Origin of the sequence: Microbacterium sp. LS_15 (assembly GCF_041954735.1) — a bacterium.
Classification (GTDB): domain Bacteria; phylum Actinomycetota; class Actinomycetes; order Actinomycetales; family Microbacteriaceae; genus Microbacterium.
This window is the reverse complement of sequence record NZ_JAVAYD010000003.1, coordinates 13,601-34,570: the sequence shown is the minus strand read 5'-3', so window position 1 is coordinate 34,570 and position 20,970 is coordinate 13,601. Positions and strand designations below refer to the sequence as shown.

21 protein-coding genes are annotated in these 20,970 nt (G+C 72.1%); 13 read left to right on the top strand and 8 right to left on the bottom strand.

The features are described 5' to 3' along the window. Positions 1 to 5: 5 nt before the first annotated feature. Complete coding sequence (locus RAC69_RS05965; protein ID WP_375085860.1) at positions 6 to 1,073, top strand: threonine aldolase family protein; 1,068 nt, start codon at positions 6 to 8, stop codon at positions 1,071 to 1,073. A gap of 39 nt (positions 1,074 to 1,112) precedes the next feature. Here RAC69_RS05965 and RAC69_RS05960 read toward each other — a convergent pair whose 3' ends face one another. Beyond that, positions 1,113 to 1,715 carry an NUDIX hydrolase family protein gene (locus tag RAC69_RS05960; RefSeq protein WP_375085859.1) on the bottom strand — a complete coding sequence of 201 codons (603 nt, stop codon included), beginning with the start codon at positions 1,713 to 1,715 and terminating at the stop codon, positions 1,113 to 1,115. Positions 1,716 to 1,809: 94 nt separating this feature from the next. On the opposite strand from RAC69_RS05960, the gene RAC69_RS05955 reads away from it, so the two are divergent. Continuing rightward, entirely contained in the window at positions 1,810 to 2,472 is a 663-nt protein-coding gene (locus tag RAC69_RS05955) for an alpha/beta hydrolase (protein ID WP_375085857.1), read from the top strand. Here the strand turns inward: RAC69_RS05955 and RAC69_RS05950 are convergent. Further along, positions 2,469 to 2,732 carry a hypothetical protein gene (locus RAC69_RS05950; protein WP_375085856.1) on the bottom strand — a complete coding sequence of 88 codons (264 nt, stop codon included), beginning with the start codon at positions 2,730 to 2,732 and terminating at the stop codon, positions 2,469 to 2,471. The genes RAC69_RS05955 and RAC69_RS05950 overlap by 4 nt on opposite strands. 330 nt (positions 2,733 to 3,062) lie before the next feature. Between RAC69_RS05950 and RAC69_RS05945 the strand changes: the two genes are divergently transcribed. After that, entirely contained in the window at positions 3,063 to 4,661 is a 1,599-nt protein-coding gene (locus RAC69_RS05945) for an ABC-F family ATP-binding cassette domain-containing protein (RefSeq protein WP_375085855.1), read from the top strand. 21 nt (positions 4,662 to 4,682) lie between these two features. Here the strand turns inward: RAC69_RS05945 and RAC69_RS05940 are convergent, their stop codons facing one another. Then, the gene (locus RAC69_RS05940) at positions 4,683 to 5,093 is read right to left on the bottom strand and encodes a DUF6157 family protein (RefSeq protein ID WP_375085853.1); all 411 of its coding nucleotides are present in this window, start codon (positions 5,091 to 5,093) and stop codon (positions 4,683 to 4,685) included. Positions 5,094 to 5,162: 69 nt separating this feature from the next. Between RAC69_RS05940 and RAC69_RS05935 the strand changes: the two genes are divergently transcribed. Continuing rightward, entirely contained in the window at positions 5,163 to 9,902 is a 4,740-nt protein-coding gene (locus tag RAC69_RS05935; RefSeq protein WP_375085851.1) for an ATP-dependent helicase, read from the top strand. Between the two features lie 7 nt (positions 9,903 to 9,909). On the opposite strand, the gene RAC69_RS05930 is transcribed toward RAC69_RS05935, so the two are convergent. Further along, the gene (locus RAC69_RS05930) at positions 9,910 to 10,659 is read right to left on the bottom strand and encodes a GntR family transcriptional regulator (RefSeq protein WP_375085849.1); all 750 of its coding nucleotides are present in this window, start codon (positions 10,657 to 10,659) and stop codon (positions 9,910 to 9,912) included. Positions 10,660 to 10,909: 250 nt separating this feature from the next. Between RAC69_RS05930 and RAC69_RS05925 the strand changes: the two genes are divergently transcribed. From RAC69_RS05925 to RAC69_RS05900, 6 genes are all read left to right on the top strand, one after another. Further along, the gene (locus tag RAC69_RS05925; protein WP_375085848.1) at positions 10,910 to 11,596 is read left to right on the top strand and encodes an HAD-IA family hydrolase; all 687 of its coding nucleotides are present in this window, start codon (positions 10,910 to 10,912) and stop codon (positions 11,594 to 11,596) included. 9 nt (positions 11,597 to 11,605) lie between these two features. Next, positions 11,606 to 12,421: an EI24 domain-containing protein gene (locus tag RAC69_RS05920; RefSeq protein WP_375085846.1), complete on the top strand. Its 816-nt coding sequence runs from the start codon at positions 11,606 to 11,608 to the stop codon at positions 12,419 to 12,421. Further along, a complete protein-coding gene (locus RAC69_RS05915; protein WP_375085844.1) occupies positions 12,421 to 13,194 on the top strand; it encodes a DNA-formamidopyrimidine glycosylase family protein in 774 nt (257 codons plus the stop codon). Before RAC69_RS05920 ends, RAC69_RS05915 begins: the two co-directional genes overlap by 1 nt. A gap of 88 nt (positions 13,195 to 13,282) precedes the next feature. Then, entirely contained in the window at positions 13,283 to 13,690 is a 408-nt protein-coding gene (locus RAC69_RS05910) for a DapH/DapD/GlmU-related protein (protein WP_096715048.1), read from the top strand. 127 nt (positions 13,691 to 13,817) lie between these two features. Then, positions 13,818 to 14,558, top strand: a complete 741-nt coding sequence (locus RAC69_RS05905; RefSeq protein WP_375085843.1) for a LysR substrate-binding domain-containing protein — start codon at positions 13,818 to 13,820, stop codon at positions 14,556 to 14,558. 44 nt (positions 14,559 to 14,602) lie between these two features. Next, the gene (locus RAC69_RS05900) at positions 14,603 to 15,322 is read left to right on the top strand and encodes a GMP synthase (protein WP_375085842.1); all 720 of its coding nucleotides are present in this window, start codon (positions 14,603 to 14,605) and stop codon (positions 15,320 to 15,322) included. Between the two features lie 15 nt (positions 15,323 to 15,337). Here the strand turns inward: RAC69_RS05900 and RAC69_RS05895 are convergent, their stop codons facing one another. Continuing rightward, complete coding sequence (locus tag RAC69_RS05895) at positions 15,338 to 15,808, bottom strand: glutaminase (protein ID WP_375085841.1); 471 nt, start codon at positions 15,806 to 15,808, stop codon at positions 15,338 to 15,340. Positions 15,809 to 15,884: 76 nt separating this feature from the next. Between RAC69_RS05895 and purU the strand changes: the two genes are divergently transcribed. After that, entirely contained in the window at positions 15,885 to 16,736 is an 852-nt protein-coding gene (gene purU / locus RAC69_RS05890; protein ID WP_375085840.1) for a formyltetrahydrofolate deformylase, read from the top strand. A gap of 384 nt (positions 16,737 to 17,120) precedes the next feature. Here the strand turns inward: purU and RAC69_RS05885 are convergent, their stop codons facing one another. Continuing rightward, positions 17,121 to 18,182 (bottom strand): NAD(P)H-dependent flavin oxidoreductase, encoded by a 1,062-nt coding sequence (locus RAC69_RS05885; RefSeq protein WP_375085839.1) that lies wholly within the window; start codon positions 18,180 to 18,182, stop codon positions 17,121 to 17,123. Between the two features lie 89 nt (positions 18,183 to 18,271). Between RAC69_RS05885 and RAC69_RS05880 the strand changes: the two genes are divergently transcribed. Then, a complete protein-coding gene (locus tag RAC69_RS05880; protein ID WP_341933565.1) occupies positions 18,272 to 18,544 on the top strand; it encodes a DUF6412 domain-containing protein in 273 nt (90 codons plus the stop codon). Positions 18,545 to 18,607: 63 nt separating this feature from the next. Further along, a complete protein-coding gene (locus RAC69_RS05875) occupies positions 18,608 to 19,372 on the top strand; it encodes a YidC/Oxa1 family membrane protein insertase (protein WP_375085837.1) in 765 nt (254 codons plus the stop codon). A 19-nt stretch (positions 19,373 to 19,391) separates the two neighbouring features. Here the strand turns inward: RAC69_RS05875 and RAC69_RS05870 are convergent, their stop codons facing one another. After that, entirely contained in the window at positions 19,392 to 19,949 is a 558-nt protein-coding gene (locus RAC69_RS05870) for a GNAT family N-acetyltransferase (RefSeq protein ID WP_375085836.1), read from the bottom strand. Between the two features lie 40 nt (positions 19,950 to 19,989). Then, complete coding sequence (locus RAC69_RS05865) at positions 19,990 to 20,904, bottom strand: DMT family transporter (RefSeq protein ID WP_375085835.1); 915 nt, start codon at positions 20,902 to 20,904, stop codon at positions 19,990 to 19,992. Positions 20,905 to 20,970: the final 66 nt, after the last annotated feature.

The following is a 20,970-nucleotide window of genomic DNA, read 5'->3' as shown; positions in this document are numbered from 1 at the left end:
GACCGGTGAGCATTCAGCATGATCCCGCGATCCGCGGCTTCGCCAGCGACAACTACTCCGGCGTCCACCCCGAGGTCCTCGCGGCCATCGCGGAGGCCAACGGCGGGCACCAGATCGCCTACGGCGAGGACGCCTACACCGAGCGTCTGCAGGAGGTCTTCCGCTCCCACTTCGGCGAGGGCGTCGAGGCCTTCCCCGTCTTCAACGGCACCGGGGCCAACGTCACAGCGCTGCAGTCGATGCTGCCGCGCTGGGGCGCCGTGATCGCGGCATCCTCCGCCCACATCAACGTCGACGAGGGCGGTGCTCCCGAGCGCATCGGCGGGTTCAAGATCCTCGCCGTGCCCACCGACGACGGCAAGCTCACCCCCGAGCTCGTCGACCGCGAGGCCTGGGGCTGGGGCGACGAGCACCGCGCGCAGCCGCTCGTGGTGTCGATCACGCAGTCGACCGAGCTGGGCACCCTGTACACGGTCGACGAGATCCGCGCCCTGGCCGACCACGCCCACGAGCGGGGAATGACGCTGCACCTCGACGGCGCCCGCATCTCGAACGCCGCGGCCGCGCTCGACCTGCCCTTGCGCGCCTTCACCCGCGACGCGGGAGTCGACGTGCTGAGCTTCGGCGGCACGAAGAACGGCGCCATGCTCGGCGAGGCCATCGCGGTGCTGAACCCCGAGGCGTCGACCGGACTCACGTACTCGCGCAAGTTCAACATGCAGCTGTCGTCGAAGATGCGCTTCGTGTCGGCACAGCTGATCGCGCTGCTCGACGGCGACCTGTGGCTGCGCAACGCCCGGCACGCGAACGCGATGGCGCAGCGCCTGCGCGGCTCCATCGAGGCGGGCATCGCCGACGGATCGATCGCCGGCGTGGCCTTCACGCAGCCGACCCAGGCGAACGGCGTCTTCGCGGCCCTGCCCGACGGCATCGCGGACAGCCTGCGGGAGAGCTTCCGCTTCTACGACTGGGATGCCGCGCGCAACGAGGTCCGATGGATGTGCGGCTTCGACACCGAGGAGGCCGACGTCGACGCGTTCGTCGCCGAGCTCGCGCGTCTCACCACCGCCTGAGCGCGGCGCAGGAGCGCGGCGCGGGTCGGGGCGGACCGGTCAGCGCAGCAGGCCGAGGTTCGCGAGCGCCTGGCGGATGAGGGTGCCGCGGCCGCCCTCCATCTCGGCGGCGACGGCGTCGGAGCCCGCCGCCTCGGGCGAGAACCAGGTCACCTCGAGCGCATCCTGACGCGGCTCGCACGTGCCCGTCACCGGCACGACGAAGGCGAGCGAGACCGCGTGCTGGCGGTCGTCGTGATAGGCGCTCACGCCGGGGATCGGGAAGTACTCGGCGACCGTGAACGGCAGCGGCTGCGGCGGCAGCAGCGGGAAGGCCATGGGTCCGAGATCGTTCTCGACGTGACGGAACAGCGCGTCCCGGATCGTCTCGCCGAACCGCACCCGACCGGAGACGATCGTGCGGGTGATCTCGCCGAGCGGAGTGGACCGGAGCAGGATGCCGATCTCGGTGACCTGACCCGATCCGTCGGTGCGTACGGGGATGGCCTCGACGTAGAGCATGGGCAGGCGACGGCGCGCCTCCTCCAGCTCGAACTCGCTCAGCCACCCCGGGTTCGCATCGGGCGCCGGGGGCTTCGCGTCGCCGAACCCGCCGATGCCGTCGTCGGGTTCTGGTTCGGGATCAGGTGTGCGGACGGCCATGTGTCCTTTCTACCAGCCGCCTCCACGGGCGGACAGTGACGACCGGCATGCAGCCGCCCGTGCCGACGTCGGACCCCGCTGGCAGGATGGAGGGGTGAGCGAGGAACTGAGGCTCGACGGCGCGCTCACGCGCTGGTCGACGGGCGAGAGAACGGATGCGCCGCTGCTCGTGCTGCTGCACGGCTACGGCGCCGACGAGCACGACCTCTTCGGGCTGGTGCCGTATCTGCCCGAGGGCATCGCCGTGGCATCCGTCGCCGCCCCGCTGGCGCCGCCGTGGCCGATGCCCGGCCGCTCCTGGTACCCGATCGAGGGTCTCGACGGCCGCAGCTCGACCGCCGTGACCGCGGCCGCGCAGGCGTTCCTGCACTGGCTCGGGTCGGAGCGGGAGGATGCCGCATCCGTCGCCCTCCTGGGCTTCTCGCAGGGCGCCGCCGTCGCTCTGCAGACTCTGCGTCTCGCGCCCGAGAAGGTCGACGCCGTGGTGGCGCTCAGCGGTTACGCCGCCCCGGGCGAGCTGCCTCGCGACGTCGAGCTCGCCGAGCTCCGGCCGCCGGTGTTCTGGGGGCGGGGGACGAACGACGACGTCATCCCCGCCGCCCTCGTCGCGCACACGGCCGAGTGGCTGCCCGCGCACTCCGAGCTGTCGGGGCGCGTGTACACGGGGCTCACGCACAGCATCTCGGAGGACGAGCTCGGCGACGTGCGCACCTTCCTCGACAAGTGGGTCGACCGCACACGGACAGCGGGCGCTTAGCGCGGGGTCGGATCCTCGCTGTCCGTCCGATCGTCGGGGTCGCCGACCGGATCGTCGGCCGGCGCGCTCCGGCGCCCCCAGGGCGCCTGGCCGATCGCGACCGAGAGCGACAGGCCGATGATCACGCCGATGCTGATCCCGAGGATCCAGTTGTCGAGGGAGACGCCGAGTGCGACCCCGATGCCCATGCCGACCGCGAGGCCGGCGCCGAGGCCGAGTCGGGTGCGCATCTCCTGAGGACTGGGTTCGCGATCTGCCATGCCTCCACGGTACGGACCTCGCTGACATCCGGCATCCCCCGTCCGAAGGACGCCGGTCGGGCCGGTGCGACACGCCCGGGGTTGCGCCGTCGCGACACGCCCGGGTATCGTCAGGGAGTCCTGTCCGCCGTGTCTGGAAGTCCTTTGATCTGAATCGTCGCCTCCGCGCTCTCTCATCCGCGCGCTGACCCGACGATCGCCGACTCCACGGCCGACCATCGCCCTCCGTCGTTCCGACGGACGCCGCTCCTCGCGGTCTCCCCTCGGGGATCCCGTTCCGGGAGCAGGGCGACCCGGTGTCAGTGCACCCCGCACTCGACAGGAGACCCCATGACCACCCCCACCCTTCATGCATCCGTCACGCTCGACCGCGTGACCTTCACCTGGCCCGACGGCTCGACGGCGCTCGACTCCGTGTCGGGCTCCTTCGGATCGGGCCGCACCGGCCTCGTCGGCCGCAACGGCGCAGGCAAGTCCACACTGCTGCGGCTGATGGCCGGAGAGCTCGAACCGACGTCCGGGACCATCTCGACGACGGGCGAGGTCGCGTACCTGCCGCAGCAGCTCACCCTCGACGTCGACCGCCGTGTAGCCGATCTGCTGGGCGTCGCGGAAGCACTCGACGCGGTGCGCGCGATCAGCGCCGGCGACGTCGACCAGGCCCGTTTCGATGCGGTCGGCGACGACTGGGACATCGAGGCGCGCGCCGAGGTGGCTCTCGCCGATGCAGGACTCGCGCCCGAGTTCCTCGACCGACGCGTCGGGGAACTGTCCGGAGGGGAGGCCGTGCTCGTCGCGATCGCCGGCATCCGTCTGCGTCGAGCGCCGATCACGCTGCTCGACGAGCCGACCAACAACCTCGACCGGGAGGCGAGGACGAGGCTCGCCGCGATGGTGCGCGCCTGGAAGGGCACGCTCATCGTCGTGAGCCACGACCTGTCGCTGCTCGAGCTCATGGACGACACGGCCGAGCTCTACGCGCAGACGCTCAGCGTGTTCGGCGGACCGTACTCCGAGTGGCGCGCCTGGTTGGACGCCGAGCAGGAGTCCGCTCGGCAGGCCGAGGCGACCGCGAAGCAGGAGTTCCGCAAGGAGAAGCGCCAGCGCATCGAGGCGGAGGTCAAGCTCGCGCACCGTGCTCGCACCGCCAAGAAGGCGGAGATCGAGAAGCGGGTGCCGAAGATCATCGCGCACGGTCGGCGGATGGCCGCCGAGGTGTCGGCCGGTCGACTCCGCACCGAGGTCGGTGCGAAGGAGGAAGCGGCCAGGGCATCGCTCGACGAGGCGGGGCGGCGCATCCGCTCCGACGCGTCGATGAAGATCGAGCTGCCGGATCCGCAGGTGTCGCGCACCCGCCGCATCGTCGAGATCGGCGACGGCGAGCGCTCCTGGGTCGTGCAGGGCCCGGAACGGGTCGCGGTGATCGGACGGAACGGCGCCGGCAAGACGACGTTGCTCGAGGATCTCGTGCACCACCGCGTGCGGGAGCCGCTGACGGCCTTACCGCTGACGGATCGCGTCGGGTACCTGCCGCAGCGGGTCGACGGGCTCGACGAGACGCGGTCGGTGTTCGAGAACATCGCGGATGCCGCACCGCACGTTCCCGAGAAGGAGCTGCGCAACCGACTGGCCCGGTTCCTGATCCGCGGAGCGACGGCCGACCGTGCGGTGGCCGCGCTGTCGGGCGGGGAACGGTTCCGCGTCGCGCTCGCGAAGCTGCTGCTCTCCGACCCCGCCCCGCACCTCGTGCTGCTCGACGAGCCGACGAACAACCTCGACATCGACACCGTCGACCAGCTCGTCGAGGCCCTGAAGGCGTACCGGGGCGCGGTGCTCGTCGTGAGTCACGACGACGCGTTCCTCGCACGGCTGGACCTCGACCTCACGCTCGAGATCACCGGGGACGGGATGCTGCAGCAGGTCGAGTGACGCGGAGCGCGACGCCCGCGCTCAGGCCCGCCGGCTCCGCATCGCCCTCGTGTGGGCGAGCGCGGGGTCGGCGGCACGGAGCGCATACTCCTCGGACTCGCGCGCCACGAGGGCGACGCGCCCCTCCGCGTCGTGGTCGATGCCCCAGCCGTAGCGCTTGCCCAGGGGAGAGGAGCGCAGGCACGGCTGCCCCTTCGCGAAGAAGGCCTCCCGCGCGGCCTCGTCGTCGGGGTCGATGCCCTGTCGCAGCGCATGGGTGGCGAAGATCACGTCGTCGGACGTGCGCCCGTACGGCTTCTCGGTGATCAGCCGGTAGTGCAGCGCGGCGATCGTGGGCGTGTCGCCCTCGGGCGGCTCCTGCGCATGGTCCGTCGGGCAGTCCTCGGCGACCTCGATGAACGTGGAGCGGTAATCGGTGGTGTGCGACGCCATGCCTACAGCATGCTCCGGGGGTCGGACAATCCGGAGGCCGATGTCGGTGGCCCGGGTGATGATGGAGGGATGAGCGACGCTTCGACGGGCTCAGCACACGACGTGCTCGACCGCTTCACCCCCGCGACCCAGGACTGGTTCCGCGGGGCGTTCAGCGCGCCCACCCCCGCGCAGGCGGGAGCGTGGGAGGCCATCTCGGCCGGCAAGCACGCCCTCGTCGTCGCTCCGACCGGTTCGGGCAAGACGCTGTCGGCGTTCCTCTGGGCGATCGACAGCGTGTTCCGCGAGCGCATCGCGACAGAGGCGGCACAGCCCCGGGGCCCGCAGCCGCAGGGCACGAAGCCGCAGGGCACGGCAGGGAAGAAGAAGGCGCCGAGGGATGCCGAGGCGTCGCGCACCCGCATCCTCTACATCTCCCCACTGAAGGCGCTCGGCGTCGACGTCGAGCGCAATCTGAGGTCGCCGCTCATCGGGATCGGGCAGTCCGCCAGACGGCTGAACATGTCCGCGCCCGCGGTGACGGTCGGCGTGCGGTCCGGCGACACCACGTCGAGCGACCGCCGCAAGCTCGTCGCCGATCCGCCCGACATCCTCATCACGACACCCGAGTCGCTGTACCTCATGCTCACGAGCCGGGCGGGCGAGACGCTGCGCGATGTGCACACGGTGATCATCGACGAGGTGCATGCGGTCGCCGCGACGAAGCGCGGCGCCCACCTCGCCGTGAGCCTCGAACGACTCGACGCGCTCCGCCAGACCCACGGCCACGACGAACCCGCCCAGCGCATCGGGCTCTCGGCGACGGTGCGGCCGATCGACGAGGTGGCGCGGTTCCTCGGCGGCGCGGCACCGGTCGAGATCGTGGCTCCCCCGGCGTCGAAGACCTTCGAGCTCGGCGTGGTCGTCCCCATGGACGACATGACGAACCCGCCTCCGCCGCCCGGCGCCGCCGCGTCCGCCGACGACGACGGCTCGGCCGAGTACACCGAGGTCACGGGGTCGATCTGGCCGCACGTCGAAGAGGCGATCGTCGACCGCATCCTGCAGAACAGCTCGACGATCGTGTTCGCCAACTCGCGGCGCCTCGCCGAGCGTCTGACGGGTCGGCTGAACGAGATCTACTCCGAGCGCATCGGCGTCCCCCTCCCCGAGGCGACCGTCCCGGCGGGCATGATGGCGCAGGCCGGTGCCACCGCGGGCGCCGACCCCGTGCTCGCCAAGGCGCACCACGGCTCCGTCTCGAAGGAGCAGCGCGCCCAGGTCGAAGAGGAGCTGAAATCCGGTGTGCTGCGCTGCGTCGTCGCCACGAGCAGCCTCGAGCTCGGCATCGACATGGGCGCGGTCGACCTCGTCATCCAGGTCGAGGCCCCGCCGTCCGCGGCCTCCGGCCTGCAGCGCGTCGGTCGAGCCGGTCACCAGGTCGGCGAGATCAGCCGCGCGGCCCTCTTCCCCAAGCACCGCGGCGACGTGCTGCACACCGCGATCGTCACGGAGCGGATGCTGGCGGGCAAGATCGAGGCCATCCAGGTGCCGCGCAACCCGCTCGACATCCTCGCGCAGCAGACCGTCGCGGCGAGCGCGCTCGGCGCCATCAGCGTCGAGGAGTGGTTCGAGACCGTCCGACGCTCCGCCCCGTTCCAGTCGCTGCCCCGGTCGGCGTACGAGGCGACGCTCGACCTGCTCGCCGGGCGCTTCCCCTCCGACGAGTTCGCCGAGCTGCGGCCGCGACTCGTGTGGGACCGCGACGCGGGAACGCTCACCGGTCGACCGGGCGCGCAGCGCATCGCCGTCACGAGCGGCGGCACGATCCCCGACCGCGGACTCTTCGGGGTCTTCGTCGCGGGCGAGAGCACCGGCGCGCGTGTCGGCGAGCTCGACGAGGAGATGGTCTACGAGTCCCGCGTCGGCGATGTGTTCACCCTCGGCACCACCAGCTGGCGGATCGCCGAGATCACGCACGACCGCGTCAACGTGATCCCCGCCTACGGCCAGCCGGGCAAGGTGCCTTTCTGGCACGGCGACGGCATCGGCCGCCCGTTCGAGCTCGGCGAGGCGCTCGGCAGGTTCTCGCGCGAAGTGTCGTCGGCGAGCCCCGAGAAGGCCGCCCAGCGACTGATCGACGCCGGACTCGACGAGCAGGCCCGCGCCAACCTCATGGCGCATCTCACCGAGCAGCGCGAGGCGACCGGCACGCTCCCCACCGACCGCACGCTCACGGTCGAGCGCGGTCACGACGAGGTCGGCGACTGGCGGGTCATCCTGCATTCGCCGTACGGCATGAAGGTGCACGCGCCGTGGGCGCTCGCGATCAACGCCCGCGTCCGCGAGCGTCTGGGGGTCGAGGGATCGGCGGTCGCGAGCGACGACGGCATCATCGTCCGGCTCCCCGACGCCGAGTCGGAGCCGCCCGGTGCCGAGCTGTTCGTGTTCGACCCCGACGAGCTCGAACAGCTCGTCACGCAGGAGGTCGGCGGCTCCGCGCTGTTCGCCTCCCGTTTCCGCGAGTGCGCGGCGCGCGCGCTGCTCATGCCGCGCACGAACCCCAACCGTCGCACGCCGCTGTGGCAGCAGCGGCAGCGGTCGGCCCAGCTGCTCGAGGTGGCACGGCGGCATCCGACCTTCCCGGTGATCCTCGAGACCCTCCGCGAAGTACTGCAGGACGTTTACGACCTGCCCTCGCTGCGCCGTCTCGCCACCTCGATCGCCGACCGCAGCATCCGTCTCGTCGAGACCCAGCCCGGCCAGCCCTCCCCCTACGCCCGCGACCTGCTGTTCGGCTACGTCGGCGCGTTCATGTACGAGGGCGACTCGCCGCTCGCCGAACGCCGCGCTGCCGCGCTGTCGGTCGACCCGGCGCTGCTCGGTGAACTGCTGGGCACGGTCGAGCTGCGCGAACTGCTCGACCCCGCCGTCATCGCGCAGTTCGAACGCGAAGCGCAGCGCCTCGACCCCGAGCGTCGCGTGCGCGGCCTCGAGGGCGTCGCCGACCTGCTGCGGATGCTCGGACCGATGGGTGCCGATGAGGTGGCCCTCCGTCTCGAACCAGCGACGGAGACAGCGACCGCGACCGCAGAGACTGCCCCCGCCGCCCCTGCGACGCGGGAGCCCGCGCACGCGACGCGGGAGGAGGCCGCCGCGCACCTCGATGCCCTCGTCACCGCGCGACGCGCGATCCCCGTGACCATCGCCGGCGCGACCCGCATCGCAGGGATCGAAGACGCCGGCAGACTGCGCGACGCCCTCGGCGCGGCGCTGCCCACCGGCATCCCCGTCGCCTTCCTCGAGCCGCTCGCCGACCCACTCGGCGACCTCGTCGCCCGGTACGCCCGCACCCACGGCCCCTTCACGACAGACGCCCTCGCCACCCGCCTCGGCATCGGAGCCGCGGTCGCCCGGCACACCCTGCAGCGGCTCGAGCACGCCGGACGTCTGACGAGCGGCTACTTCCTGCCGGAGGCCTCCGGCACCGGCACCGAGATGGAGTGGTGCGACACCGAGGTGCTGCGGCGGCTGCGCATGCGCTCGCTCGCCGCGATCCGCGGCAGCGTCGAACCGGTCTCCCCCGAGGCGTACGCGCGCTTCCTCCCGGACTGGCAGCACCTCAATCGCCCTGTGGAGGGCCTCGACGGCGTGCTCACGGTCATCGAGCAGTTCGCCGGAGTGCCGGTGCCCGCGAGCGCCTGGGAGTCCCTCGTGCTCCCCTCCCGGGTGCGCGACTACTCCCCCGCCCTGCTCGACGAGCTCACTGCGGCGGGCGAGGTGATCTGGTCGGGCCACGGCACCCTCCCGGGTCGCGACGGGTGGGTGTCGCTGCACCCCGCCGACCTCGCGCCGTTCACGCTCCCCGAGCCCGACGACGAGATCGCCGCGGATTCCCTCGAAGCCCGTGTGCTCGACGCCCTCAGCGCGGGAGGCGCGTACTTCGCCTCGCAGCTCCGCGATATGGCGGGGGCCGAGAACGAGCAGTCCGTGCTCGAAGCCCTCTGGTCGCTCACCTGGTCGGGGCGGGTCACCAACGACACGTTCGCTCCCATCCGGTCGCTGCTCGCCGGCGGCTCGCAGGCCCACCGGGTGACGCGCCGCGCCCCGCGCACCCGCGCGTACCGGGGCATGTCGCTCGCCCGCTCGACGCCGCGACCGGCATCGGTCGGCGGGCGCTGGTCACTCCTGCCGACGATCGAGACGGATGCCGCGCGCCGCGCGACCGTCACCGCGGGGCTCCTGCTCGACCGCTACGGCGTCGTGACGAGGGGCGCCGTGCAGAGCGAGGGCGTTCCCGGCGGTTTCGCCCAGACCTACCGGGTGCTGGCGGGATTCGAGGAGGCCGGTCACTGCCGCCGAGGGTACGTGATCGAGAAGCTCGGCGCCGCCCAGTTCGCAGCCTCCGCGACCGTCGACCGGCTCCGCACCTTCGCCGGCCTCGCCGACCCGCCGCCTCTCACCGCGTCGACCCTCGCGGCGACCGACCCGGCGAACCCGTACGGCGCCGCGCTCGGCTGGCCCAAGCGGGCCGACGTGTCGCACCGACCGGGTCGCAAGGCCGGCGGCCTCGTCGTTCTCGTCGACGGCTCGCTCGTGCTGTACCTCGAGCGCGGCGGCAAGACGGTCCTGTCGTTCAGCGACGACCCCGACGTGCTGCGCGCTGCCGCCGCCGACCTGGCCGCGACATCGCGCGCCCGCCGCCTCGACACCCTCACGGTCGAGAAGGTCGACGGAGACGGCGTCTACGGCACGGCGCTCGCCACCGCCCTGCAGGAGGCGGGCTTCGTCGCCACCCCGCGCGGTTACTCGCTGCGCAAGGCGATCTGAGCCGCCCTCAGCCAGGTCGCCGCGTCAGCGACGTGCCCTGCAGCGACGCCTGCACCTGGAATGACATGACGTCGGGGAGGTATCGGTCGTCCCCGGTCTCGATCGCCCGGCCGTCGGCCGCATAGCTCACCCGTCGCACCCGCAGCAGCGGACTCGACCGCCGCACGTCGAGCAGCCGTGCGTCCTCGCTCGGCGCGGCGATCGCGTCGATCGAATGCTCTCCGTGCACCATGCGCACACCGTGCTGCGACTCCAGGGCGCCGACGACAGAGGGCTCGTCCGCGGGCAGCGCCTCGATCAGGGGCGCGATCCACGGCGGATACGCCGTGCGCTCCAGCATCACGACGCGCCCGTTCAGGGTCCGCAGCCGCACGACCTCCAGCACCTCGGTCTGGCCGTTCCCGCCGCCGCCGTGCCCGCGCAGCGTGCGCAACTCCGTGGGCGTCGCAGGACGGCGCTGCTGTGCCACGACCCGTCCGCCCGGTTCCATGCCCCGGCTGCGCGCCCACTGCGCGAACGACCGCACTTCCGAGAACCTCTGGCTCAGGGCGGCCGTGCGCACCAGCCACCCCGACCCGCGGCGCGGTGCGATCGCACCCTGCCGCGCCATGAGCACGAGCGCGTTGCGCACCGTGCCGCGCGACACCGCGAAGGTCTCGGCGAGCTGGGCCTCCGCGGGCAGCATGCCGGTGGCGTCGAAGTCGCCGTCGGCGATCCGGATCGTCAGGTCGCGGGCGATCTCGCGGTACCGGTGCACGGCTCGCTCCCCTCTCGCGTCGCCGGGCTCGGGTTCCAGCGCATCAGGCGTCAGCGTAACCCCGCGTCCGCACTCCGCCCCGCGGCTCAGGGCCGAGACGTGCACACGTGCACGCACCTGTCCGGAGGGTTTCCCTCTCCGTCTCCCTGCCGTTCACCCGTCGTTCGCCGGAGCGCCCCGGCGCGGCCTCCTCCTCGCGAGCGGATGGAGTCGGCGGTCCGGTCGGGATCGACGCGACCGGAGGAGGACGATGTCGGGCGAGCAGTCTGCCGGATGGGCCGTGCTGAGCGACATGGACGGCACGCTCCTCGACACGGAGAGCACCTGGCTCCGTGTGGTCGAGCGGTTCGTGCACGATCACCCGCCGTCGGGACGCGAGAGAGCGGATGCCGAGGACCTCGTCGCGACATCCGAAGGGCTCGACCTCGTCCGCACCGCCGCGCTGCTGCGCGATCGGCTGGACCTGCGGTCCGACGTCGACGCCGTCGCGCACGCGCTCGACCGCCGAGCACTGGCGGCCTACGGAGACGAGGTCTCCTGGCTCCCCGGCGCACGGCGGCTGCTGGCGGAGCTCGCGGCGGCCGGCATCGCGCTGGCGCTCGTGACCTCGTCGCCGCGGCACTGGGTGGAGCATTTCGCGCAGCACGTCGACCTGTCGCCCTTCCGGGCGTCGATCACCGCCGACGACACCCCGCGCACGAAGCCCGCACCCGACCCCTACCTGCTCGGCGCGAGCGCCCTGGGAATGCCGCCGGAGCGCTGTCTCGTGCTCGAGGACTCGGTGGTGGGCGCCGCGGCCGCCGTCGCCGCCGGCTGCCCGACGCTCGTCGTCGGAGATCTCGAGCGCGTCGTGCCGCCGGGGGTGCACCGTGCGGCATCCCTCGCGGAGGTCGACGTGACGACCCTGCTCGCGATCGTGGGAGCGCCCGTCTCCTAGGCTGGACGCATGATCCGCGAGTTCGGCGAAGGCGTCCGCATGCTCTTCCGCGGCTTCGGCACGTGGCGGCGGCGCCCCGGACTCATGGCGCTCGGCCTCGTGCCGGCCGTCATCGCGGGGGTGCTGCTGCTCGCGGCGCTGATCCCTCTCGCGTTCTCGCTGTGGACGATCGCCGACTGGGCCACACCCTTCGCCGACGGATGGGCCGAGCCGTGGCGCGACCTGTTCCGCGGGGTCGTCGGCATCGTGCTGTTCGCGGCCGCTCTCGCCCTCGCCGGTGCAGTGTTCAGCGCGCTGGCGCTCGCGATCGGCGACCCGTTCTACCAGCGCATCTGGCGCGCGGTCGAGGCCGACCTCGGAGACCCGCCCGCGTCCGACGGCGGCGGGTTCTGGTCGGCGCTGGGCGAGGGCATCCGCCTGGTCCTGCTCGGCCTGCTCGTCGCGATCGTGGTGCTGCTGCTCGGCCTCATCCCGCTCGTCGGCGGCATCCTCGGGCCGGTCTTCGGCGTGCTGCTGTCGGGGCGCGTGCTGGCTCGCGAGCTCACCGGGCGAGCCTTCGACGCCCGCGACCTCTCCCCCGCCGACCGAGCCGCGCTGTTCCGGGGCAGCCGCGCCAGGGTCCTCGGGTTCGGCGCGGCCACCCAGCTGTGCTTCCTCGTGCCCGGCGGCGCGGTCGCGGTCATGCCGGCGGCCGTGGCCGGGGCGACGGTGCTCGCGCGCAGCCTGCTCGAGCGCACGCCGATCGCGGCGGTCGCGCACCCGCCGGCACCTCACCCGCCGACACCTCACCCGCCGGCACCTCACCCGCCGACCGGGAGCGCCTGATGCCCGAGGGCGACACCGTCTTCCGCACGGCCCGCCGTCTCGAGGAGGCCATCGTCGGCGCCGAGGTGACGCGCTTCGACCTGCGGGTCCCGCGCTTCGCGACGGTGGACCTGACCGGGCAGCCCGTCGTGGCCTCGGTCGCCCGCGGCAAGCACCTGCTGCTGCGCATCGGCGAGACCACCCTGCATTCGCATCTGCGCATGGACGGCGCCTGGCTGGTCTACCGGCAGGGCGAGAAGTGGCGGCATCCGGCGTTCAAGGTGCGCGCTATCGTGGGCACCGCCGAGCGCGACGCGGTCGGCATCGACCTCGCCGAGATCGAGGTCGTGCCGACGCGCGACGAGGAGGAGCTCGTCGGCTACCTCGGTCCGGATCCGCTCGGCACGGACTGGGATGCCGTGGAGGCCGCGCGCCGCGTGAGCGCCGACGTCCGCAGCATCCACGTCGCCCTGCTCGACCAGCGCAATGTCGCGGGATTCGGCAACGAATACGCGGCTGAACTGCTGTTCCTGCGCGGCGTGCTGCCGACGACGCCGGCCCCCGAGGTCGACGTGCCCGCGCTGCTCGCGCTGGGTGTGCGCACGATCAGGGCGAACCGCGACCGCCGCCACCGCACCTTCACGGGCGTCGATCGGCCGGGTCAGGGCACGTGGGTGTACGGGCGCGCCGGCCGCCCGTGTCGACGATGCGGCACGCCGATCAGGAAGGGCGAGCTCGGCGCCGATCCCACCCGCGAGCGCATCACGTTCTGGTGCCCCATCTGTCAGCGATGATGTCAAGCCCCCATCCATTCCGGGGAATGAATCCGAACATCCTGTGGTTGTTGATATATCCGGAGGTCTCCGGAACACGGGAGGAACAGTGGGCAAGAACTACGTCGACATCGAGAACGACCAGGGAGCGACGCTGCGATACCGCAAGCACGCGAACGGTCGGGGTCTCGTCGCGCACGGCGCGAAGGTCCATCCGAAGGCGCACATCGAAGCGGGCGCCTACATCGAACCCGGTGCCCGAGTGGGCGCGGGGGCGACCATCGCCCGCGGCGCATGGATCGAACCGGATGCCGTGATCGGCGAGGGTGCGCACATCGAAGCGCACGCGCACATCGGAGAGGGCGCGGCCGTGGGCGACCACGCGCACATCGGCGTCCGCACCGAGATCGGAGCTGGAGCACGCATCGTCCGCGGTGCTCGCATCGGCGACGACGAGACGGTGGCCGCAGGGCTGACCATCGCGACGAACCCGAAGGGTCTCTGGCTCGCCGCCTGAGCGGTGTACTTTTTGCGGCCTTGGCGAACTTTCGCGGCCTCACCGCGCGAGCGTGGCCGCAGAAGTCACTTCGTACCGCAGAACTCGCCGCCGCGGCGACGAGCGCGGCGCAGGTACCCTGGAGCGCATGGGCACCCAGGGACGACGACCGCCGCGCGGCTCCGGCAAGGGCACTCCCGCACGACGGAACAAGGCCGCCCCCGCACAGCGCTTCCCTCCGCCCAAGCCCCCGCGCAAGACCGCGAAGGTGGTCTTCGATGCGGCGGGCGAGGCTCCGGAAGAGCCGCGCACGTTCCGCCTCGGCGCGGTACCGGGAGCCACGCCCGGCAAATGGATCGACGCGTGGAAACAGCGGATGCCGCACGTGCGGCTCGAGCTCGTGCCGATCGCGGTCGCCGAGCAGCGCGCGGCTCTCGACGCCCTGGACGCGGCGATCGTGCGCCTGCCCCTCACGGATGACCGTCTGCACGTGATCCCGCTCTACGAGGAGACTCCGGTCGTCGTCGCGGCCGTCGACTCGCACCTGCAGGCCGCCGACGAGCTGACGCTGGCTGACCTGGCCGGCGAGGTCGTGATCCCGCTCTCCGACGACGCCCTCGGACCGATCGACGTGCCAGGCGCCGCCACGCCGCGCTTCTCTGCGGTGACGACCGCCGACGCGATCGCCACGGCCGCCGCCGGCACGGGCGTCGTGATCGTGCCGATGTCTCTCGCTCGCCTGCACCACCGCAAGGACGTCGACCACCGACCGCTCATCGACGGTCCGACCTCGCCGGTCGCGCTCGCATGGGTGCGCGACCGCACCACCGACGACGTCGACACCTTCATCGGCATCGTGCGAGGCCGCACGGCGAACTCCTCCCGGTGACGGCTGCGTCGGGCCACGCCCATACCGCTCGTTAGACTCGCGTGGTGGTCTCGCTTCTCTATGTCTGCGTGCGCCCCGAGCTCGGGGCAGCGGATGCCGAGCACGCCTCGTTCCGGCGGGCGCTCGGCGTCGACGTGGTCGACCGCCTCGACCTCCTCGCGGATCGCCTCGACACCGTCGATCTGAGCCGGTACCGCGGCGTCGTCGTCGGCGGATCGCCGTTCAACGTGACCGACGCGACCAAGTCGAGCGAACAGCTGCGGGTCGAGGCCGACCTCGAGACTCTGGCACGGCAGGCGATCGACGGAAGCATCGCCGCGTTCTTCACGTGCTTCAGCATCGGGGTCGTGACGAGGATGCTGGGGGGCGAGGTCACGACGTCGACGCCTGAGGCCGCGAGCGCGACCGTGATCCGCACGACCGTCGCGGGTGACTCCGATCCGGTGTTCGGGCCCAGCGCGCCCGCGCTCACGGTGTTCACGGCGCACAAGGAGAGCGCGGTCGCGCTGCCCGCCGGTGCCGTGCTGCTCGCCACGAACGAGGCATGCCCGGTGCAGGCCTACCGCGTCGGGTCGCACCTCTACACGGCGCAGTTCCACCCCGAGCCCACACCCCGTGACTTCGCAGACCGCATGACGTTCTACCGCACGACCGGATACTTCGACCCCGAGGAGTTCGACGTCGTGCAGCGGCAGGTGCTCGCGGCATCCGTCACCGAGGGCGCGGCCCTGTTGCGGCGCTTCGCGGAGACGTTCGCCCGCTGACGCAGTGACCGGCTGTCACCTCGCCAGGAGCTCGAGGCGCTCGCGGAGATATACCCTCAGCGGCATCCACCCTCCGGCGCTGCTCCAGTGCACGGACGCCACCCCGTCGACGACGGCGAGCGGACCGGATGCCCCGCCGGCGTCCACCGCCTCCACGTCGATCACCGACCACCCGACGTGCGCGACCTCGCCGTCGGCGAATCCGCCGCGCAGCGCCTCGGCGCGTCTCTCGGCCCGCTCGCGAGCCGACTCGGCCGTGTAGCCCCGCCGCCCGGGGTCGGCCGCGCGCAGCACCTCGGCCGTCGCGAGCGTGTGCGTGTCGGTGAGCAGCAGCACACCCAGGTGCCAGGCTTCGCCGATCCGGACGATGCGCCTACCGCGCCAGCGCGAGACGTGCTCCTCGCCCAAGCCCTCGCGCGGAGCGCCGACGAGCGCGGCTCGCGCCTCGGCGAGCAGCTGCGATGCGGGCGGCGCGACCTCGTCCATCCCTCCAGGGTAGGGCCGCGATTCGCCCGGGGGCCCGCAGGCACGGCAGAATCGATGCACACCCCGAGGAGTCCCCATGCCCCAGCCCGACACCGCCCGCCTGCTCATCGCCTGCGACGACCAGCCCGGCATCGTCGCCGCCGTCGCCGGCGTGCTCTCCCGCCACGGCGCGAACATCATCTCGCTCGATCAGCACTCGACCGACTCCGAGGGCGGACGCTTCTTCCAGCGCACCGTGATCCATCTGCCTGGTCTCTCCGCCGCGCGCACGGCGCTCGAAGCGAACCTCGCCGAGGTCGCCGAGCGCTTCGGCATGGAGTGGTCGCTGCACGACACGGCGCGCCGCAAGCGCGTCGCGATCTTCGTCTCGAAGTACGACCACTGCCTCATGGAGCTGCTGTGGCGCACGCAGCGCGGCCAGCTCGACATCGACATCACGATGGTCGTCTCGAACCACCCCGACCTCGCCGAGGCGGTGCGCTCGTTCGGCGTGCCGTTCGTGCACATCCCCTCGGGCGACAAGCAGGTCATGGAGGAGCGACAGCTGGAGCTGCTGCGCGGCAACGTCGACCTCGTGGTGCTCGCCCGCTACATGCAGATCCTCACCGACGACTTCATCAACCGGCTCGAGGCGCCGGTGATCAACATCCACCACTCGTTCCTGCCGGCCTTCATCGGCGCGAACCCGTACGCACGGGCCAAAGAGCGCGGCGTGAAGCTCATCGGCGCGACCGCGCACTACGCGACGGCAGACCTCGACGAGGGGCCGATCATCGAGCAGGACGTCACGCGCGTCACGCACTCCGAGTCCGCGGCCGAACTGCAGCGTCGGGGCGCCGACGTCGAGCGCCTGGTACTGGCCAGAGCCGTGCAGTGGCACGCCGAGGACCGCGTGATCGTGCACGGCCGCTCGACCGTCATCCTTTAGCCGTCGCGCGCTGTCACCGAGACGCGGTGGCGCGATCGATCACATCGATCGCGAGGCCTCGCGACGCCGCGAGCAGCCGGCGGTCGTTGGTCCAGAGCTCGGTACAACCCGCCAACTGCACCGCGGCGAAGTGCACGGCGTCCGGGTCTTGATGCCGGCGTCCGCCCGGAGTTCCGCCGCACGAACGAAGACCGCCTCGTCGAGCGGGATGCTCCGGAGATGGTCGAAGAGCGCCAGGTACCGGTCGCGCACCCTCGAGGTTCCGCTCTCGAACGGGCAGGACGCGGCACTCCTGCAGCGCCAGCGCACTCGACGCCACCGTCCCCTCGGTGTCTCCGTGCAGGCGACGTTGTGGGTCGACCTGTGCAGATCCTGGCCAGGTGCCTAGCCAGACGTGCCTCCGTTGGCCTGCGGCACTCCGGCGAGCAGTTCCCGGAAGGCCTCCGACGCCGTACGCGACTGCGCGAGCGACGCGGCCTGGCCCATCCACAGCGACTGCAGCTCGCCGAGCCCGTGCTCGTTGGCGACCGCGCGGAACCGACCCGTCAGCCAGTTCTGCATCGGGAACGGCGCGATCATGCCGCCCGCCTCGATCGCGCGCACGGCCCGGTTGCGCGCTCCGCGGGCGAGACGGCCGCTCATCGCCCTCGTGAGCACCGTGCCCTCGGCCGCAGTGATCCGGATGGCGTCGCGATGCGGATCGGTCGTCGCCGATTCCGCTGTCGCGAGGAATGCCGTGCCGACCTGCACGCCCGAGGCGCCGAGGGCGAAGGCCGCGGCGACCCCTCGTCGATCGGCGATGCCACCGGCCGCGATCACGGGAACGTCCACCGCGTCGACAACCTGAGGCACGAGCGCGATGGTGCCGACCAGCGATTCCTCGGCGGGTCTCAGGAACGACACCCGGTGACCTCCGGCCTCGAGGCCGGAGGCCACCACGGCATCCACCCCCGCTTCCGCGAGCGCGACCGCCTCGGCGACCGTGGTCGCGGTGCCGACGACGCGGATGCCTCGGCGTCGCGCCTCGTCGATCATCTCGCCCGACGGCACCCCGAACACCACGCTGAGCACGGGTGGCGCAACGTCCCAGATCGCGTCGAGCTGCTCGTCGAGCGGCGGCAGGTAGCGCTCCGGACGGCCGGGCACGTCGAGTCCCACGGCCTCGGAGAACGGTTGCAACGCCTGCGCGAAGACCGTGTGCTGCGGGTTCGGCAGGACCTCGTCTCCGGTAGGCAGCCAGATGTTCACCGCGAACGGGCGCGCGGTCGCCTCGCGCAGCTGCGCCACCGTCGCGTGGATACGGTCGCCGTCGAAGCCGTAGAGCCCGAAGCCGCCGAGGCCACCCGCCTCGCTCACCGCGGCGGTCAGCGCCACCGAGGAGAGTCCGCCAAACGGACCGAGGACGATCGGATGCTCGACGCCGAACAGGGCACGCAGATCACTCATGCTCCGAGGCTACGCCCGCAGCGGACGGGCGGCTCGCGCCCGGCATCCGTCCGATCGCCGATGCTACGCTCGCCCTGAGGGAGGCGCGCATGAGCGAGTGGTTCAGCCAGATGCTGTCGTTCGTCGCGTCCGCGCTCGGGCTCATCGCCGTCCCGGATGCGGCTGCGCTCGGCCTCGCAATCGCCGTGATCGCGCTCACCACCCTCACGATCGCCGTCGCGCTGAGCGTCGCCCCGCCGACGCCGCGCACCGCCCCGCACCCGCTGCGGGCCATCGACGTGTCGACCCTGCTCGGGCAGAGCGATCCGGATGCCGCGGGGCATCCGCGTCCGCGTGCGCCGGGAGTCGCCGCCGCCGCGTAGTCCGTCTCACGTACGGGACTGCGCGACTTCCGCCGACCCCTCCCGACCCACGAACGGACCCCCATGGACATCTTCACGTTCCCTCCCCTCGCCGCCCTGCTCGACGCCGCCTACGGCGCGCTGGCCGGCCTCGCCACCCTCGTCGAACCCTTCGCCGGAGCATCCGCGGCCGCGCTCGCGGTCGTGCTCGTCACCCTGCTCGTGCGCGCCCTGCTCATCCCGGTCGGGGTGTCGCAGGCGAAGGCCGAGCAGGTCAGGGCGCGGCTGGCCCCTCGTCTGCGCGACCTGCAGAAGCGCCACAAGAAGAACCCCGAACGGCTGCAGAAGGAGATGAAGGAGCTCTACCGCTCCGAGAACACCTCGCCGTTCGCCGGCATGCTGCCTGTGCTCGCGCAGGCGCCCGTCGTCGGCTTGATCTACACGCTGTTCCTGCGCCCGGAGATCGCCGGGCATCCGAACGACCTCCTCACGCACGACCTCTTCGGCGCGCCGTTGGGCACGAGCCTCGTGTCGGCGGTCTTCGGAGGCACGGCGACGCTCGAGACGTTCCTCGTGTTCGGCGTGCTGCTCGCGATCATCGTCGCGGTCGCCGAGGTCTCACGGCGCGTCTTCCGCCCGGTGCCGGTCGAGGGCGCGGAGGAGTCCCCGCTGAACTCTCCGGCCATGATGCGCGTCGCGGGTGCGCTGCACTACCTCACGGCGGTGTTCGCGGCGTTCGTCCCGCTCGCCGCGGCGCTCTACCTCACCGTGACGGTGGCGTGGACACTCGTGCAGCGGATCCTGCTGCGTCGCCGCTATCCACTGCCCGTGCCCGTCGCAGCCCGCTGACGGCGTCGACCCGCCCCGGTCAGCCCGGGAGCGGGTCGTCGCTCAGCAGGCCCATGAGGATGGCATCGACCCATTCGTCATCCCAGCGCAGCGCGTGCCGTGCGCGACCCTCGACGCGGAAGCCGATCTTCTCGTACGACCTCTGCGCGCCGGCATTGAAGCTGTAGACCTCGAGCGAGATCCGGTGCAGACCGACCACAGCGAAGGCCCACTCGACGACGGCGCGCCCGGCTTCGGTGCCGTACCCCTGCCCCCGGTGCTCTGACGCTGCGAGCGCGATGCGATAATTCATCGCCCGGTCGTCGACTTCGAGGTCGTTCAGCACGACCTCTCCCAGGAAGGCGCCGTCCGACGCTCGGATGATCGCGAAGTCGGCGCGGTCATCCGCAGCGGGCAGACGGTCGAGGTGAGCGCGGACCTGCTCATCCGTGAACGACTCTCGCGTGCCGGTGAGGCGCATCGCTTCGCTATCGCCGAGCGAGGTCAGTACGTCGTCGAGGTGCTGTGGCCCGAGCTGTTCGAGACGCAGACGCGGAGTGCGCAGGGTCGGCTGTTCACGGAGGCGTCGTTCGATCATCACGGTCCATCGTGACACGACGCGACACCATCAGCCGTTCTCAGTCCGGCAGCGGGATGGGAGCCGTGAAGGGGCCGTCCTCGTCGCGCCGCCGCTGACGCCGGACGCCCAGGGTGGTGCCGACGCTGGCGAGCACCACCAGGGCGACGGCCAGCATCCGCAGCGGCGTCGCCGACTGCCCCAGCACGAGCCAGCCGGCGAGGGTCGCGAACGCGGGCTCCAGGCTCAGCAGCACACCGAACACGCGCTGCGGCAGTCGGCGCAGCGCCGCGAGCTCGAAGCTGTACGGGATGACCGACGACAGCACCGCCGTGAGCGCGGCGAGCAGCAGGAGGTTCACGTCGCCGGCCACCGTGACGGCGGCGGGCACCCCGACGGGGATGAGGAGGACCGCCGCGACGACGAGCCCCATCGCGAGACCGCCGCTGCCGGGGATCACGGCCCCCACCCTGGCGCTCATGCGGATGTACATGATCCAGAACCCCGCTGCCACGAGCACGAACAGTACGCCGAGGGGGTCGAGGGGCTCGGCTCCGACCAGACCGTCGACGGCGAGCAGCGCCATGCCGACCAGGGCGACCCCGACCCAGGCTGCGTCGGCGAGCCGTCTGGTGAGGATCGCGGCCAGCACGAGCGGGCCGAGGAACTCGATGGCGACGGCCGGACCGAGCGGAATGCGGTCGATCGCCGCATAGAAGAACGCGTTCATGGCGGCGAGCGAGAACCCGAAGAGGACGGCGGCCGTCCACTGACTGCGCGTCCACCGACGCGGCCGCGGGCGCACGATGACGACGAGCAGCAGCGCGGCGATCGCGACGCGCATCGACGTGACACCCCAGGGACCGAGCACGGGGAAGAGCTGGGCGGCGACCGCGGCACCGAAGGGCAGAGACAGGCACGACCCGATGACGAGGGCCACGCCGACCAGCGGACGGGACGACGCTGACTGCTGCACCACCCAAGCCTAGGGCTCGGATCCCCAGGAGATGCTCGCGATGCGAGTCGGGATGAGACCCGGGCC